The following is a 15,178-nucleotide window of genomic DNA, read 5'->3' as shown; positions in this document are numbered from 1 at the left end:
GTTCCTTCACTCCGGTCTCGCTCCGTGGGCCCGCGCCGAACGGACATCCATGTCCTGACGGCGCTCTCGCCGCATCCATGCGGCTCGGCCCACTGCGCGAAACCTGCGTTCAGCCTGCACCCAAGTCGCGATTGGCGGTGTTTGGAAGTTATGTGTATGAAGAGCAAGAGCAAAAGCAGATCAAAAGCTTCCCGGCTGAAGCCGGTCCCACAGGCTGTACGCGATGCTTTTTTAGTGGGACCGGCTTTAGCCGGGAAGAGGCCGGTTTGGTCGCTGTCAATAATGGAGCGAACGCATCAGGTCAGGCTCCACTCAACCACTCGGCCCACCACCCTCCGCAATCTTCAGCAAATCTCCCACAAGACTGGCAAAATCCATCCCTGCCCTGAACCCATCCACGGGAGTTACCGCCATGCAAATGACCACCGACAGCTTCATCTACAACCCATGCGACGAGGAGGAGGATGATATGGCGCTGGCCTGCTGCCATGGCAGCAGCACCGGTGATCTGTTTCTGCTCGCGCGTTTCCCCGATGAGGATGAGGTCGATATCACCTTTCGTGACGACACTATCCATGTCGAAGACAACATCACCGTCACCCTGAGCGCCACCCGGCTGTTGGTCGAGATCGACGCCAACGATGCCAAACCCCTGGGAGGCGACACCACGTACGACATTAGCCACAACACACCTGCCAATGAGTTGACCGACCTGGACGCCACGTTGCGGATCATCCTCAACGGTGTCGGGACGTACGTCAGCCAGATCAACTGAGACCCCGGCAGCACCGGGCGGCAGTTGACGCAAATGTAAGACAGTTCTTGTTTTAGCCCAGTCCTTTGCTGAAAAGCCGAAAAAACCCGCCGGCCGATTAGTCGGCGCCCCTGCGATGGATTAAAGTAACGCCCCCAGCTTCGGCGCCACTTGGCGCTGCTGCCTCTCCTGCCAGGAACTGTCATCGATGGAACATCGTGAAGCGTTGATCGCGCTGCGGACCTTTCTCTCCACCCAGATTCTCGGGCAGGAGAAACTGGTTGAGCGCTTGCTGATCGCGCTGTTGGCCGACGGCCACATGCTGGTCGAAGGCGCGCCAGGTCTGGCGAAGACCAAAGCGATCAAAGAGCTGGCGGAAGGCATCGAAGCGCAGTTCCATCGCATTCAGTTCACCCCCGACCTGCTCCCGGCCGACATCACCGGCACCGAGATCTATCGTCCGGAAACCGGCAGTTTCGTGTTTCAGCAAGGCCCTATCTTCCACAATCTGGTGCTCGCCGACGAAATAAACCGCGCGCCGGCCAAGGTGCAATCTGCCTTGCTGGAAGCCATGGCGGAGCGTCAGGTCAGTGTCGGGCGCAGTACCTACGACCTGTCGCCGCTGTTTCTGGTGATGGCGACGCAGAACCCCATCGAGCAGGAAGGCACCTACCCGCTGCCCGAAGCGCAGCTCGATCGTTTTCTGATGCACGTCAAGATCGGCTTCCCGGACGCCACCGTCGAACGCAAGATTCTCCAGCAGGCCCGGGGCGAAGCGCTCAATGGCGAGACCAAGCCCGAGCGCCGGGTCAGCCAGCAGGCGATTTTCGCCGCGCGCAAGGAAATCCTCGGCCTGTACATGGCCGATGCCGTCGAGGAATACCTGGTGCAACTGGTGATGGCGACCCGCACGCCGGCCAAGTTCGATGCCGAGCTGGCCGAGTGGATCGGTTATGGCGCCAGCCCCCGGGGCTCGATTTCCCTGGACCGCTGCGCCCGGGCCCATGCGTGGCTGGCCGGGCGGGATTTCGTCAGCCCCGAAGACATCCAGGCGATGGTCTTCGATGTGCTGCGTCATCGCATCATCCTGTCGTTCGAAGCGGAAGCGGCGGGCATCGATCAAGACCGCGTGATCCAGCGCATTCTCGACGTCGTGGCCGTCGCCTGAGCCCATGCAACCCTATCTGATCTCCCAACCGGGCATTCGCATCAGCCTCGCCGACCTCATTGAGATGCGTCATCGCGTGCGGGAGGTGCAGCTGTTTTCAACGCCCAGCCAGCGCAGCCCGCTGATCGGTCTGCACCACTCCAAGCTGCGCGGGCGCGGCGTCGACTTCGATCAGGTCAGGGTGTATCAGGCCGGCGACGACGTCAGGACCATCGACTGGCGCGTCACCGCCCGCACGCAAGAGCCTCACACCAAACTGTTTCACGAAGAACGCGAGCGGCCGATTTTCATCATGGTCGAGCAAAGCCGCCGTCTGTTTTTCGGATCCGGGCTGATGTTCAAATCAGTCCTCGCCGCCCAAGCCGCCGCGTTGGTGGGTTGGGCTGCGCTGGGCCACAACGACCGGGTCGGCGGGCTGGTGTTTGGTGACAACGAGCATTACGAAATCAAACCGCGACGCAGCAAACAAAGCCTGCTGCAACTGCTGAACCGGCTGGTGCGGGTCAATCAGTCGCTGCACACCGAGGCCGCTGCCGACCGCGACACGTTCGGCGTGGCGCTGCGCCGAGCGCGGGAAGTGATGCGTCCAGGCAGTCTGGCGATCATCCTGTGCGACGAGCGCGCGTTGTCCGACTCCGCAGAACAACAGTTGACTCTGCTGTCCCGGCATTGCGACCTGTTGCTGCTGCCGCTGTCCGATCCGCTGGATCACGCGTTGCCCGCCGCCGGTTTATTGCGCTTCGCTGACCGGGGCGCGCACCTTGAACTCGACACGCTGAACGCCGACTTGCGTCAGAGCTACCGTGCCCAGGGCGAGGCGCGTCAGGCGCGCTGGGAATTGCTGGCGCAGAAGCTGCGCGTGCTGATGATGCCGCTGAGCACCCAGCGTGAAATGGTCGAGCAGCTGCGCGAATACCTCAACGGCCAGCCTCCGGTGAAACAGCCATGAGTGCGCTGGACCAGCTGCAACCGCTGATCCTGCCGGAGCCGGTCGGGTTCTGGCCGCCCGCGCCGGGCTGGTGGCTGTTGCTGATCCTGCTGCCGGCGCTGGGCTACGGCCTGTGGCGCGCGCGCACGCTGCTGCCGAAAAAGGCCAGCAGCGACACCGTCGAGCCATTGGACCCGCTGCGCCAGGCCGCGCTGGTCGAACTCGCGCAGATGCCCAAACCCTACGACGGCGCCCCGGCCGGTGCCTGGCTGCAACAGATCAACGGTCTGCTCAAGCGCCTGTGCCGCAATCACTACCCCTACAGCCAGAGCCACACCCTCAACGGCCGCAAATGGCTGGCGTTTCTCGACAACCGCTGTCCGGCCGCCGGCCTCACGCGCTGGATGATCCTCGTCGAGGGCGCCTACAAGCCGGAATGCAAACTCGACGACAAGGCCATCAACGGCCTGACCCAGTCCGTCGAGACCTGGATTCGCAAGCATGTTTGAATTCGCCTGGCCGTGGCTTTTCGCCCTCCTCCCCCTGCCGTGGGTGATGCGCTTCGTGCTGCCCGCCGCAGACAGCGGCGAAGCGGCGTTGAAAATCAGCTTTCTCCCCGAGCTGGAAGGCCTCGCCGGTCGCCGCGCCCGAACCCGTTTGCCGGGCTGGCGGCGTCAGTTGCCGTTCATTACCGTCTGGCTCCTGCTGCTGGTCGCTGCCGCCCGCCCGCAATGGCTGGGGGAGCCGTTGCCGGTTGCCGCCAGCGGGCGCGATCTGTTGGTGGCGGTGGACGTGTCGGGGTCGATGGATTACCCGGACATGGTCTGGAAAAACGACGAGGTCAGCCGGCTGACCCTGGTGAAAATGCTGCTGGGGGACTTTCTTGAGCACCGTCAGGGCGATCGCATCGGCCTGATTCTGTTCGGCAGTCAGGCGTACCTGCAGGCGCCGCTGACCTTCGACCGCAAGACCGTGCGGGTCTGGCTGGACGAGGCGCGCATCGGCATTGCCGGCAAGAACACCGCCATTGGCGACGCGATCGGGCTGGCGTTGAAGCGTCTGCGCCAGCGTCCGGCCCAGAGCCGCGTGCTGATTCTGGTCACCGACGGTGCCAACAACGCGGGCCAGATCGACCCGCGAACCGCCGCGCGTCTGGCCGCCAGCGAAGGCGTGAAAATCTACCCGATCGGCATCGGCGCCGATCCCGACAAAGGCGCCACCAGCATTCTTGGCCTCAACCCCAGCCTGGATCTGGACGAGCCTGCGCTGCGGGCAATCGCTGCGGTCAGCGGTGGGCAATATTTCCGCGCGCGCAACGGCGCCGAACTCGCCGGCATCGGTAAGGCGCTGGACCGGCTGGAGCCCGTAGCGCAACAACCGACCCAGGCACGTCCGGCGCGGGCGCTTTATCACGTACCGCTGACGATGGCGCTGTTGTTGAGCCTGCTGCTGGTGGTTCAGGAGCGCTGGCCGAACAACGCGGTTTATCGCTTCTTCGCATGCCGGCCGACGATTGCGTGGCGTACGCAGTGGCGTCAGCACTTGAAGCGCCTGACGAGGCGCCCATGATCGAATTCCTGTCCGGTCTCTGGCCCCATTGGTCCCGCCCAGGCTGGCTGCTGATGCTGCCGGCGCTCGGCTGGCTGTTGTGGCGGTTATGGAATCGGCAGAAGCGCGTCGGGCGCTGGCAGATGATTATTCCCAGTGCCTTTCATTCCGCCCTGCTCAGTGGTGGCGGCGGTCGGGAAAGCAAATTGCCGTGGGTGGTGCTGGGTCTTGGCTGGTTGCTGGCGCTAATGGCACTGCTCGGGCCGAGCTGGCAGCGGGTTGAGCAGAACAGCCAGCGGCCGGTCGATCCGCTGGTGGTGATGCTGGAGCTGACCCCGGAAATGCTCGCGGCTGACAGCCCGCCCACCCGACTCGAACAGGCGCGACGCAAGTTGCTCGATCTGTTGCAGGCGCGCAGCGATTCACAGACCGCGATCATCGTGTATGCCGGCAGCGCCCACACGCTGGTGCCGCTGTCCGATGATCTGGCGACCAGCAAAAACCTGCTGGATGCAATCAAGCCGTCGATCATGCCTGAAGCCGGCCAGCGCGCAGACCTCGCCGTGCGCAAGGCGCTGGATTTGCTGGAACAGGGTGACCTCGGCCAAGGGCGGCTGCTGTGGATCGGTTCGTCCCTCAGCGACGCCGAGCGTCAGGGCATTCGAAGCGCGATGACCGGACGCGATGCCCCTCCTTTACTGATGCTCGGCGTCGGCACCGCTGAAGGCGCGCCGGTCACCCAAGAGAAAGGCGGTTTCCTGAAGGACGCCCAGGGCGGCATCCTTGTGCCGCGTCTTGACGGGCCGGTGCTCAAGGATTTCGCCGACAGCATGGGCGGTCGCTATGCCTCGCTGCGCCTGGACAATCAGGACCTGAACGACCTCGGCCTGCTGGACGGTCCGAAGAGCCTGATCAGCCAGGGCCAGAAGGTGCGGCTCGACCGCTGGGCCGATCAGGGCTACTGGTTGCTGCTGCCGCTTCTGCTGCTGGCCGGTTGCGCCGGGCGACGCGGTTGGTTGCTGTGCCTGCCGCTGTTGCTGATGGCCGTGCCGCAACCCAGCTATGCCTTCGGTTTCGAAGACCTGTGGCGCCGCCCCGACCAACAGGGCGAACACTTGCTCAAGCGTCATCATCCGGCGGAAGCCGCTCGGCATTTCGAGGATCCGCAGTGGCAAGGCGTCGCGCTGTATCAGGCCGGTGACTACGCCGGCGCCGTCCAGCGCTTTGCCAAGGGCAGCAGCGCCGCCGACCATTACAATCGCGGCAATGCGCTGGCCCGAAGCGGTGAGCTGGAAGCCGCCATCGACGCCTATGAACAGGCGCTGGAGCGTCAACCGGACTTCCCGGCGGCGTCAGCCAATAAGGCGTTGGTGGAAAAGGTGCTGGAGCAGAACACGGCGTCGAACCAGGCGAAAGCGGACGAGAAGGCGAAGAGTGACGAGAACGCCGACAATGCCCGCGAAGGCAATACCGGACAGTCGTCATCGAGTGCGCCGTCAGCCCAGCAGGATGCCGATGCCGACCGCTCGGCCAGCGATCAGCAAAGCGCCGCCGACGAGCAGGCTTCCGGTGCAGGGTCCGACAGCGACGAGCCGGCGCGTGCGTCCGGCAAACCGGCCGACGGACAGATCGATGGCGAGCAGAAACAGGCGCTCGAACAATGGCTGCGGCAGATCCCCGACGAACCCGGTGAGCTGTTGCGGCGCAAATTCTGGTACGAACAACAGCAGCATCAGGAAAAAACCCGATGAGTCGTCTGCACAGGTTGCTGATCGCAGGAATGTGGTGCCTGTTCGCCCTGGTGGCGCCGTTGGCCCAGGCCGACAGTGCAGGCTCCACGCTGCAATCCAGCGTTGACCGCACACGCGTCAACACCGGCGAAACCGTCGAACTGACCCTTGAAACCGACGACGCGACCGTCTTCGGCCGACCGGACATGAGCGCGCTGGACGCCGACTTCGAGGTCCGCGACACCCGCCAGCTCAACAGCCTGACCACGCTGGAAGGCAACGTCCACGCGACGACCCGCTGGCTGATCACGCTGATGCCGCGCCACAGCGGCTCGATTGAAATCCCTCCGCTGAAGCTGGGCGAAATGACCAGCCAGCCGATCGTGCTGCAAGTGGTCAACGTCGGCCCCGCCGCCCAGGGCCAGGAGCAGAAGCTCGCCCCGGTATTCATGGAGGCGAGCCTTGACCAGGACAGCGTGTATGTTCAGGCGCAGGTCTTGCTCACCGTGCGCATCTACCACTCGGTGTCGCTGTTCGACGACAGCAGCCTGACACCGCTGCAAGTGCCCGACGCGCGCATCGAAAAGCTTGGCGACACGCGCACGTACGAGAAGCAGATCAATGGCATTCGCCACGGCGTGATCGAAATGCGCTATGCGCTTTACCCGCAGCATAGCGGTGCGCTGACCATCCCCGCCCAGGCGTTCAGCGCCACGCTGGTTCAGGACACCACCGACGCCGCTGCGGCCGCCGCCATGGCGCCCGGCGCGATTGCCAGCGGGCCGAAACCCGGCCGACTGATGCACGTGACGTCGCTGCCCCTGACCCTCGACGTCAAGCCGCAACCGGCGCACTACCCCGCCGATACGCCATGGCTGCCGGCGCGCAGCGTCAGCCTCAGTGAAAACTGGAGCCCGGAACCTGCCCACAGCCAGGTCGGCGATTCCCTCACCCGCACCCTGCAATTGAAGGCCGAAGGGCTGTCCAGCGCGCAATTGCCGCCGCTGCCTGCCACCGACGTCAGCGCGTTGCGGCGCTACCCGGACCAGCCGCAGCTGAGCAATCAGGCCGGTGAGCGCGGCTTGACCGGCGTGCGTGAGGAACGCGAGGCGCTGGTGCCCAATCGTCCCGGCGCCATCGAGATTCCCGCTGTCGATCTGGTCTGGTGGAACACCCAGGAAGATCACCTGGAGCACAGCGCCCTGCCCGCCCGCACCTTGCAGGTCAGCCTCAATCCGGCGTTCGCCGTGGACACGCCCGTGAGCGATAACGGTAATGTGACGGTGATCGGTCCGCCGGTGTGGCCGTGGCAGTTGAGCACGGTGCTGTTGAGTTTCACCACGCTGCTGGGCTTCGGCCTGTGGTGGCGCGGGCGGTGGCAACCGGCACTGGCCCGGGTCGCGCAAACGGGGCCGAGTCCGCGTACAGTGCTCGACGACCTGAAACGCGCGTGCCTGGCCAACGACCCCCACGCGACCCGCCAGGCGCTGGACGCCTGGGCCCGTCAACAACCGGAAACCCTGGCCGACATGGCCGCGCGCTTCGTGCCGCTGTCCCATGCGCTGGACGGATTGAATGGCGCGCTGTACAGCGAGACCGAAAAACTGTGGCTGGGCGAAGACCTCTGGCGCGCCGTGAAGGCGCTGCCCGCCATTGAAAACCCTCAGGACCCGAACGGAGGCGACAGCCTGCCGCCGCTGTATCCAAAATGATTTCCATCGATCAGCGCGTTTTCCGGCAACACTGGAAAACAGGCTGATCGTTAAACCAAGGTACCCCCATGCGTCTGTTCCACACCTCCGACTGGCACCTCGGCCAGAACCTTCATGGTCAGGAGCGAGATTTCGAGCACGCCAGCTTTCTGACCTGGCTGCTGGCCCGTCTGGCCGAGCGCAAACCGGATGTCCTGCTGATCGCCGGCGACATCTTTGACACGGTCAATCCGACGGTCAAATCCCAGGAGCGCCTGTACGATTTCATCGTCAGCGCCCACGAGCAGAACCCGCAGCTGACCATCGTCATGATCGCCGGCAACCACGACTCGGGCTCGCGCATCGAACTGCCCGCGCCGCTGATGCGACGCCTGCGCACCCACGCCCTGGGCCGGGTGCTCTGGCTCGACGATGGCGTGCTCGACGTCGATCGCCTGTTGCTGCCACTGAGCAATGCCAAGGGCAAAGTCGTCGGCTGGTGCCTGGCGCTGCCTTTCCTGCGCCCCGCCGAAGTGACCGGCGCCGCGTTGGGCGATAACTATCTGCGCGGCATCGGGCAGGTCCACGAAATGCTCATCGCCGCCGCAAACCAGCGGCGCAAGAAAGGCCAGGCGCTGATCGCTATCAGCCACGCGCACATGGCCGGCGGCTCGGTGTCGGAAGACTCCGAACGCAGCCTGATCATCGGCAACGCCGAAGCCCTGCCCGCCAGCCTGTTCGGCGAGAGCATCACCTACGTGGCCCTGGGTCATCTGCACAAACCCCAGCGAATCAATGGCGAAGACCGCATTCGCTACTGCGGCTCGCCGATTCCCCTGTCGTTTTCGGAAATCGGCTACCAGCACCAGATCCTCGAAATCGAGTGCGACGGCGACACACTGGTCAGCGTCAAACCGCTGCTGATCCCCCGCGCCGTGAACCTGCAACGGGTCGGCCCGGCAAGCTTGGCCGAGCTGTTGCTGCAACTGCGGGATCTCCCGGACATCGACCTGCTGGCCGACGTCGACCGTCAACCGTGGCTCGAAGTCCGCGTACGCCTGGACGAGCCGCAGCCGGATCTTCGCAACCAGATTGAGGCCGCGCTGGAAGGCAAGGCCGTGCGACTGGTGCGCATCGCCGCCGAATACGCCGGCAAGGGCGGTCGCGATGAAGACGCCAATCAAGACTTGATCGAGCTGGACCAACTGAGCCCGCAGGAACTGTTCAGCCGTGCGTGGCAGGACAGTTACGGCAGCGAGGTCGACGAACAGACGCTGCAGGACTTCGCGACCCTGCTTCAGGACGTGCGGCTGGAGAGCGAGCAGCCATGAAGATCCTCGCCATTCGCCTGAAAAACCTCGCCTCGCTGGCTGGCCCGTTTGAGCTGGACTTCACCGCCGAACCCCTCGCGAGCGCCGGCCTGTTCGCCATCACCGGCCCCACCGGCGCGGGCAAGAGCACGCTGCTGGATGCCCTGTGCCTGGCGCTGTTCGGCGCGATTCCCCGGCTGAACAATATCGGCCAGTCCCGCGTGCCGGAGATCGACGGGGATATCAGCACCAACGATCCGCGCAACCTGCTGCGTCGCGGCACCGGCAGCGGTTACGCCGAGGTGGATTTCGTCGGCATCGACAAGCGCCGGTATCGCGCGCGCTGGGAAGCCAACCGCGCCCGCGAAAACGCCACGAAAAAACTCCAGGCCAGCCGCCAGACACTGATCGACCTGGACAGCGAGCAGATTCTCAGCACGCAGAACAAGACCGAGTACAAGACCCTGCTCGAAGCGCGACTGGGGCTGAACTTCGAGCAGTTCACCCGGGCGGTGATGCTGGCGCAAAGCGAGTTCAGCGCCTTCCTCAAGGCCGACGACAAAGACCGCAGCGAGCTGCTGGAGAAGCTCACCGACACGGCGATCTACAGCCAGCTGGGCCGCCGCGCCTACAGCAAAAGCAAGGAAGCCGAAGAAGCGCTGAAAACCCTTCAGGCCCAGGCCGGCACGCTCACGCCGTTGGAGCCGGAGCAGCGCGCCGAGCTTGAGCAGCGCTTCAACGACGCCCAGCAGCAGCTGAAACTGCAACAGGCGTACCTGCGCCAGCTGGAGCTCAAGCAACAGTGGTTCAAGGAATTGAATCGCCTGCGCGACAGCCATCAGGCGGCCAACGAACAGCTCGCCAGCGCCCAGCAGACGTGGGACGCGCACAGTGCCGATCGTCAGCAGCTCGCGTTATTGGAGCGTCTGGCGCCGCAGCGGCATCTGTTCGGTCAGCGCGCCCGGCTTCAGGCTCAGCTCGCGCCGCTGACCGCCGCGATTCAGGCCCATCAGCTCAAGCAAACCGGGCTTGATGGGCGCATCGCCGACCTGGACAGCAAACGCATCAGCGCCGACGGCGCGTTGCAGCAAGCGCAGGAACAACTGCTCAATGCGCGGCCGGCCCTGAGTGAAGCGTTCGAGCAGCAGGCGCAGCTCAACCATCTGAATCAGGAACTGCAACAACTCGGCGAGCAGACGCGTGCCGCGCAGCAGGCCAGCACCGAAGGTCAGTCGACCCTCGATCAACTGGCCGAGCAGCAACGCCAGGTCGAAGCGCGTTTGCAGGCCATCGCCGAGCAGCTGGAGCAGAGCGCGTCGCTGACTACGTTGAGTCAGTCGTGGAGCGCCTACCGGCCGCGTCTTCAGCAAACCGTGCAGCTCAGCGCCCGCCTGATTCAGGGACGTGCCGAGCTGCCGCAGCTAGAGAAAAGCGCCACCCTCGCCGAGCAGACACTAAGCGAGCGCCGCAGCGCGTTGCAGGCGCTGTACGACGACGCCGAGGTTAAGGCCGACGCGGTCAGCCACGAGATCGAACGGCTGGGACAACTGCTGCAGGACAACCGCCAGCAGCACGGCGCCAGCGACTCACTTGAACGTCTGTGGCAGCGCCATCAGGACGTCGCCGGCCGCGTGCTCGATGTGCAAACCCGCCAGCAGCAGGCCACCGAGCGTCGCGCCCAAAGCATCGCTCAGGGCCTGAAACTCAAGGCCGAACACGAAGCCGCCGAGCAGGCGCTGAAGGTCACCGTTGAACTGCTGCAACGCCAGCGCCTGGCCCGCAGCGCCAGTGTCGAGCAACTGCGCGAGCAATTGGTCGATCAGCAACCGTGCCCGGTGTGCGGCAGCGAAGAACATCCCTATCACCAGTCCGCCGCGCTGCTTGAAGCGCTGTCGGGGCACGACGACGGCGAAGAAGCACGCGCCCGGCAAACCGTCGGGCAGCTCAGTGAAAAGCTCGCCGAGCTGCGCGCCGAAGTCGCCGAGCTCAATAACCAGCTCAAGCAGTCCAAACCGCAGCAGGACCAACTGGCCGAACAGCTGGAAAGACTGGCGCCTGAACTGGAAGCTCACCCGGTCTATCCGCGTTTGCTGGAGCAACCCGAGCACCTGCGCGGCGACTGGCTGAGCGAACGCCTGCATCAGCTGGCCCAGGACATTCACAGCGCCGAACAGCGGCAGACCCGTCTGCTGAAAGTGCAGCGGGACGCCGAGTCCCTGCAACGGCAGGTGCTCGATGCGCGCGAGGCCAGTCAGCAGGCGATGAAGCTGCTGGACGATCAGCAACGCCATATCGCCCTCGACAATCAGGGCTTCGAAGCGGCGCTGCAGGAGTTTGAGCCGCTGCTGCCTGCCGAAAGCCTGAGCCAGTGGCGCGAGTCGGCGACCCAGAGCTTCATGCAGCTGGACAACGACATTGCCGCCCGTGTCGAGCAGCTCGATCAGCAGAAGACCGAGCTGCAGGATCACAGCGAGCGAGCGCAAAAACTCGAGCGCGAGCAAGCCGCCCAGCAAAGTCGCGCGGCAGAACATCAAAAGTTGCAGGCTCAACTCGATGCCCGTCAGCAGCAACACCAGACGGTGCAACAGCAACTGACGCAGACCCTCGGCGACCACGCGTCACCCGAGCGCTGGCAGCACGCCCTTGAACAGGCGGTCGAGCAGGCGCGGGAGGCGCAAAACGCCATCGCCCATGCACTGCAAACGGCACGCAGCGAACTGATCAAGCTCACCGCAGAGCTGGAGGGTGAGCAACAGCGCTTGCAGGCCCTTGAACAGGAGCTGGGAGAACTCGAACGGCAGATCGCCGAGTGGCGCGCCAGCCACAGCGAGCTCGACGATGCCGCGCTTGAGGTGTTGCTGGGGATGAGCGACGACAGCGTCAGCGGGTTGCGTCAGCAGTTGCAATCCAGCGAAAAAGCCCTGGAGCAAGCCCGGGTTCTGGTGGCAGAGCGCGCGGCGCAGTTGCAGCAGCATCAGGCCCAGCACAGCGACAGTGGCGACGCCGAGCAGTTACTGGCCGCGTTGACCGAAGCGCAGGCGCAATCGGTGATTCAAGATCAACTGTGCGCCGACCTGCGCGCCCAGGTCAGCGAAGACAACCGCCGTCGCGACGCCAGCAGCGAGCTGCAGGAGCGCATCGCCCACGCACACGCTGAATATCTGCGCTGGGCCCGGCTCAACGCGCTGATCGGCTCCGCCACCGGCGATACGTTCCGCAAGATCGCCCAGGCCTACAACCTGGATCTGCTGGTGCACCACGCCAACGCGCAGCTCAAGCAGCTGGTGCGTCGCTATCGCCTGAAACGCGGCGGCAGCATGCTCGGCCTGCTGGTCATGGACACCGAAATGGGCGACGAACTGCGCTCGGTTCACTCGCTCTCGGGCGGTGAAACCTTCCTGGTGTCCCTCGCCCTGGCGCTGGGCCTGGCGTCCATGGCTTCAAGCACGCTGAAGATTGAATCGCTGTTCATCGATGAAGGCTTCGGCAGCCTTGACCCCGAATCCCTGCAACTGGCCATGGACGCCCTCGACGGGCTGCAGGCCCAGGGCCGCAAGGTCGGCGTCATCTCCCACGTGCAGGAAATGCACGAGCGAATCCCCGTGCAGATTCAGGTGCGGCGTCAGGGCAATGGCCTGAGCTCCGTCGAGGTCAGCAGCGGCTAATCCGTTTTTTCACGACGCACGGACGCGCCTGATGGCGTTTTTGTGCAACCCTGTATCCCTTGCGCGACAGTCGCGCCAAACTCGAAAGAAGGTAAAACCACGTGGCAAACTCAAAAGTATTCTTCGACATCACTGCCAACGACGAGCCAATGGGCCGCATCGTCATGGAGCTGCACAACGACGTCGTTCCGAAAACCGCTGAAAACTTCCGCGCACTGTGCACCGGCGAAAAAGGCGACGGCCTGAGCTACAAGGGTTCGTCGTTCCACCGCGTGATCCAGAACTTCATGCTGCAGGGCGGTGATTTCACTAACCACAACGGCACCGGTGGCAAGTCGATCTACGGCAACAAGTTCGAAGACGAAAACTTCACCCTCAAGCACACCGCCCCAGGTGACCTGTCGATGGCCAACGCTGGCCCGAACACTAACGGCAGCCAGTTCTTCATCACCACCATCGTCACCGAGTGGCTGGACGGCAAACACGTCGTCTTCGGCAAAGTCATCGAAGGCATGGACGTGGTCAAGGCCATCGAAGCGCTGGGTTCGCAATCCGGCCGCACCAGCAAGAAAGTCGTCATCGCCGATTGCGGCGAACTGACCGAGGCTTGAGCATGACGTCGGCGCCTCACGCTGAATCGACGGTGCCGACGCTCTACTCGTTCCGCCGCTGCCCCTACGCCATGCGCGCTCGCATGGCGCTGGGGTATTGCGGCGTACCGGTGCACACCGTGGAAGTCAGCCTCAAGGCCAAACCGGCTGAAATGCTCGAACGATCACCCAAGGGCACTGTGCCGGTTCTGGTGCTGGAAGACCGGGTGCTGGAGCAGAGCCTGGACATCATGGGCTGGGCGCTGGCGCAGCATGACCCGGACGATTGGTCCCTCGCACGCAACGTCGAAGGTCAGCAACAGATCGCCGCGCTGATCGCGGAAAACGACAGCCGCTTCAAACAGGATCTGGATCACTACAAATACGCCGTGCGTTATCCCGAATTCACGCAGGAAGAATACCGCCAGCGGGGTGAGAGGTTTCTGCGCAGGCTGAACGAATTACTGACGTCACGGGACTTTCTGATCGCCGATCGACTGACCCTGGCCGACATCGCCATAGCGCCGTTCATACGGCAATTTTGCGCGGTGGATGCGGACTGGTTCTGGCAAAGCCCCTACCCCCACCTGCAACGCTGGTTACAGCGCTTCCTCGCCTCGGACCTGTTCATCAATGCAATGGCCAAGCGCTGATTGCAGCGCGTTGCTGAATAGCCCCACCACTTCGCTACACCACGTCCAACTGAAAGATCGGTGAAATCATCTCGCTGTGCCGTGGCGGCGGATTACCCGTATTGAGCTTCTGCGAGCGCTGCATCTCGACCGCTTCAGCGACCTCGGTCTTGAACTCCATGCTGCGCGCCACACCGCCAACCGACCCCTCGCCATGGCCGAGCAATGAGCAGCCGTTGTTGATCAGTGCGAAGAACACAATCACCCAGAAGTTCGCGCCTTTCACGACGCACGCCCCTGGGACTGAACAGCCGCGCGATTGAGTTCAACGGACGCTGTTTGCGTCGACATCTGCGACGGGGCATTGAGTTGTGGGTTCGTGCTGATGACGGTAACCACTGCGATGAAAACCACATACAACGCGATGGCGGTATAAGCGCCGTGTTTGATTGAAGTGAGGATGGCAGTGGCCATGATTGAAGCTCCGGGACGTGTCTGTTTCAGGCGCCCAGAATGCTTGAAGTTGCGCGGGTTAAAAAACGATGGCTGGCGATTCAAAAGATCGATGGGGTTGATTATTTAAGAAGTTAATCGGGTTGATAGACCAACGCATTGGTCCTATTTACATCAATCCAAGTGGGAGCGAGCTTGCTCGCGAATAGGCCGTGAAAATCTGCACCAAGTCGACCCCATCTGTAATTTTCGTCCTACGTAACAGTAGGAATGCAACTGCGTTCACTGCGACCTCGCACCCTGGCGCGTCATCAACTTTTTAGCGACGATTCCTCCGATGTTTAAAGCCGTGTGAGTGGGTGAATCGACGCGCCGAGTTGACAGGGCGAGGTGCATGAGTGTCTTCTTTGGCACGCTGAAACATCTGTAACGAATTTGAGACTGTGACGACGTTTGCGCGTGGACGTAAGCGGTCATGCAAAAACGGCGTCAGCGCCAGATAGGCTCGTAACCTGTTGTTGCTGAGCATGGCGGTAGCGTTCCGCCCCGTGCCTTCAAGGAGATTTATATGATGATGGACCTTGCCGCGTTGCTCTCGCCCCAGAACCGGCGCCTGTTCAAGAGTGCTGGGCAAAATCAGAACCGGATCGACTTGCTCGCCAAAATGCAAAACGGCCAGCCCGTGCCCGACGCCAGCGAACAGGAGTAG

Annotated in this window: 14 protein-coding genes; 12 read left to right on the top strand and 2 right to left on the bottom strand. The window is 63.4% G+C overall.

The window, feature by feature from the left end:
- Positions 1 to 412 precede the first annotated feature (412 nt).
- The 11 genes from QMX88_RS21335 to QMX88_RS21285 all read left to right on the top strand — a co-directional run bounded on the left by QMX88_RS21335 (position 413) and on the right by QMX88_RS21285 (position 14,037).
- Positions 413 to 775, top strand: coding sequence for a hypothetical protein (locus QMX88_RS21335; RefSeq protein ID WP_282372204.1), 363 nt, complete (start codon positions 413 to 415; stop codon positions 773 to 775).
- A gap of 187 nt (positions 776 to 962) precedes the next feature.
- Positions 963 to 1,922 carry an AAA family ATPase gene (locus QMX88_RS21330; RefSeq protein ID WP_037013687.1) on the top strand — a complete coding sequence of 320 codons (960 nt, stop codon included), beginning with the start codon at positions 963 to 965 and terminating at the stop codon, positions 1,920 to 1,922.
- A 4-nt stretch (positions 1,923 to 1,926) separates the two neighbouring features.
- On the top strand, positions 1,927 to 2,871 hold the full coding sequence (locus tag QMX88_RS21325; protein ID WP_282372202.1) for a DUF58 domain-containing protein: 945 nt from the start codon (positions 1,927 to 1,929) through the stop codon (positions 2,869 to 2,871).
- Positions 2,868 to 3,359 (top strand): DUF4381 domain-containing protein, encoded by a 492-nt coding sequence (locus tag QMX88_RS21320; RefSeq protein ID WP_282372201.1) that lies wholly within the window; start codon positions 2,868 to 2,870, stop codon positions 3,357 to 3,359. Before QMX88_RS21325 ends, QMX88_RS21320 begins: the two co-directional genes overlap by 4 nt.
- Positions 3,352 to 4,419 (top strand): vWA domain-containing protein, encoded by a 1,068-nt coding sequence (locus QMX88_RS21315; RefSeq protein WP_282372200.1) that lies wholly within the window; start codon positions 3,352 to 3,354, stop codon positions 4,417 to 4,419. The genes QMX88_RS21320 and QMX88_RS21315 overlap by 8 nt, the downstream gene beginning before the upstream one ends.
- Positions 4,420 to 4,427: 8 nt before the next feature.
- Positions 4,428 to 6,149 carry a VWA domain-containing protein gene (locus QMX88_RS21310; protein ID WP_282372206.1) on the top strand — a complete coding sequence of 574 codons (1,722 nt, stop codon included), beginning with the start codon at positions 4,428 to 4,430 and terminating at the stop codon, positions 6,147 to 6,149.
- The gene (locus tag QMX88_RS21305) at positions 6,146 to 7,840 is read left to right on the top strand and encodes a BatD family protein (protein WP_442969483.1); all 1,695 of its coding nucleotides are present in this window, start codon (positions 6,146 to 6,148) and stop codon (positions 7,838 to 7,840) included. Before QMX88_RS21310 ends, QMX88_RS21305 begins: the two co-directional genes overlap by 4 nt.
- 68 nt (positions 7,841 to 7,908) lie before the next feature.
- Positions 7,909 to 9,150 carry an exonuclease SbcCD subunit D C-terminal domain-containing protein gene (locus QMX88_RS21300; RefSeq protein WP_282372199.1) on the top strand — a complete coding sequence of 414 codons (1,242 nt, stop codon included), beginning with the start codon at positions 7,909 to 7,911 and terminating at the stop codon, positions 9,148 to 9,150.
- Positions 9,147 to 12,794, top strand: coding sequence for an AAA family ATPase (locus QMX88_RS21295; protein ID WP_282372198.1), 3,648 nt, complete (start codon positions 9,147 to 9,149; stop codon positions 12,792 to 12,794). Before QMX88_RS21300 ends, QMX88_RS21295 begins: the two co-directional genes overlap by 4 nt.
- A 101-nt stretch (positions 12,795 to 12,895) precedes the next feature.
- Complete coding sequence (locus tag QMX88_RS21290) at positions 12,896 to 13,405, top strand: peptidylprolyl isomerase (protein ID WP_037013702.1); 510 nt, start codon at positions 12,896 to 12,898, stop codon at positions 13,403 to 13,405.
- Between the two features lie 2 nt (positions 13,406 to 13,407).
- A complete protein-coding gene (locus QMX88_RS21285) occupies positions 13,408 to 14,037 on the top strand; it encodes a glutathione S-transferase (RefSeq protein ID WP_282372197.1) in 630 nt (209 codons plus the stop codon).
- A gap of 34 nt (positions 14,038 to 14,071) precedes the next feature.
- Here the strand turns inward: QMX88_RS21285 and QMX88_RS21280 are convergent, their stop codons facing one another.
- Together QMX88_RS21280 and QMX88_RS21275 are read right to left on the bottom strand one after the other, a co-directional pair.
- Positions 14,072 to 14,302, bottom strand: a complete 231-nt coding sequence (locus tag QMX88_RS21280; protein ID WP_282372195.1) for a hypothetical protein — start codon at positions 14,300 to 14,302, stop codon at positions 14,072 to 14,074.
- On the bottom strand, positions 14,299 to 14,490 hold the full coding sequence (locus QMX88_RS21275) for a hypothetical protein (RefSeq protein WP_172611274.1): 192 nt from the start codon (positions 14,488 to 14,490) through the stop codon (positions 14,299 to 14,301). The genes QMX88_RS21280 and QMX88_RS21275 overlap by 4 nt, the downstream gene beginning before the upstream one ends.
- A gap of 547 nt (positions 14,491 to 15,037) precedes the next feature.
- On the opposite strand from QMX88_RS21275, the gene QMX88_RS21270 reads away from it, so the two are divergent.
- Entirely contained in the window at positions 15,038 to 15,178 is a 141-nt protein-coding gene (locus tag QMX88_RS21270; RefSeq protein ID WP_282372193.1) for a hypothetical protein, read from the top strand.

This window comes from Pseudomonas sp. PS02290, assembly GCF_029960075.1.
Classification (GTDB): domain Bacteria; phylum Pseudomonadota; class Gammaproteobacteria; order Pseudomonadales; family Pseudomonadaceae; genus Aquipseudomonas.
The sequence above is the reverse complement of the archived record's forward strand: the minus strand, read 5'-3'. Positions and strand labels throughout refer to the sequence as shown.

Excerpts from the sequence above, each read along its gene's own strand:
- QMX88_RS21335 (WP_282372204.1), top strand. The coding sequence starts at position 413 with ATGCAAATGACCACCGACAGCTTCATCTACAACCCATGCGACGAGGAG.
- QMX88_RS21330 (WP_037013687.1), top strand. The coding sequence starts at position 963 with ATGGAACATCGTGAAGCGTTGATCGCGCTGCGGACCTTTCTCTCCACC.
- QMX88_RS21325 (WP_282372202.1), top strand. The coding sequence starts at position 1,927 with ATGCAACCCTATCTGATCTCCCAACCGGGCATTCGCATCAGCCTCGCC.
- QMX88_RS21320 (WP_282372201.1), top strand. The coding sequence starts at position 2,868 with ATGAGTGCGCTGGACCAGCTGCAACCGCTGATCCTGCCGGAGCCGGTC.
- QMX88_RS21315 (WP_282372200.1), top strand. The coding sequence starts at position 3,352 with ATGTTTGAATTCGCCTGGCCGTGGCTTTTCGCCCTCCTCCCCCTGCCG.
- QMX88_RS21305 (WP_442969483.1), top strand. The coding sequence starts at position 6,146 with ATGAGTCGTCTGCACAGGTTGCTGATCGCAGGAATGTGGTGCCTGTTC.
- QMX88_RS21300 (WP_282372199.1), top strand. The coding sequence starts at position 7,909 with ATGCGTCTGTTCCACACCTCCGACTGGCACCTCGGCCAGAACCTTCAT.
- QMX88_RS21295 (WP_282372198.1), top strand. The coding sequence starts at position 9,147 with ATGAAGATCCTCGCCATTCGCCTGAAAAACCTCGCCTCGCTGGCTGGC.
- QMX88_RS21285 (WP_282372197.1), top strand. The coding sequence starts at position 13,408 with ATGACGTCGGCGCCTCACGCTGAATCGACGGTGCCGACGCTCTACTCG.
- QMX88_RS21275 (WP_172611274.1), bottom strand. The coding sequence starts at position 14,490 with ATGGCCACTGCCATCCTCACTTCAATCAAACACGGCGCTTATACCGCC.
- QMX88_RS21270 (WP_282372193.1), top strand. The coding sequence starts at position 15,038 with ATGATGATGGACCTTGCCGCGTTGCTCTCGCCCCAGAACCGGCGCCTG.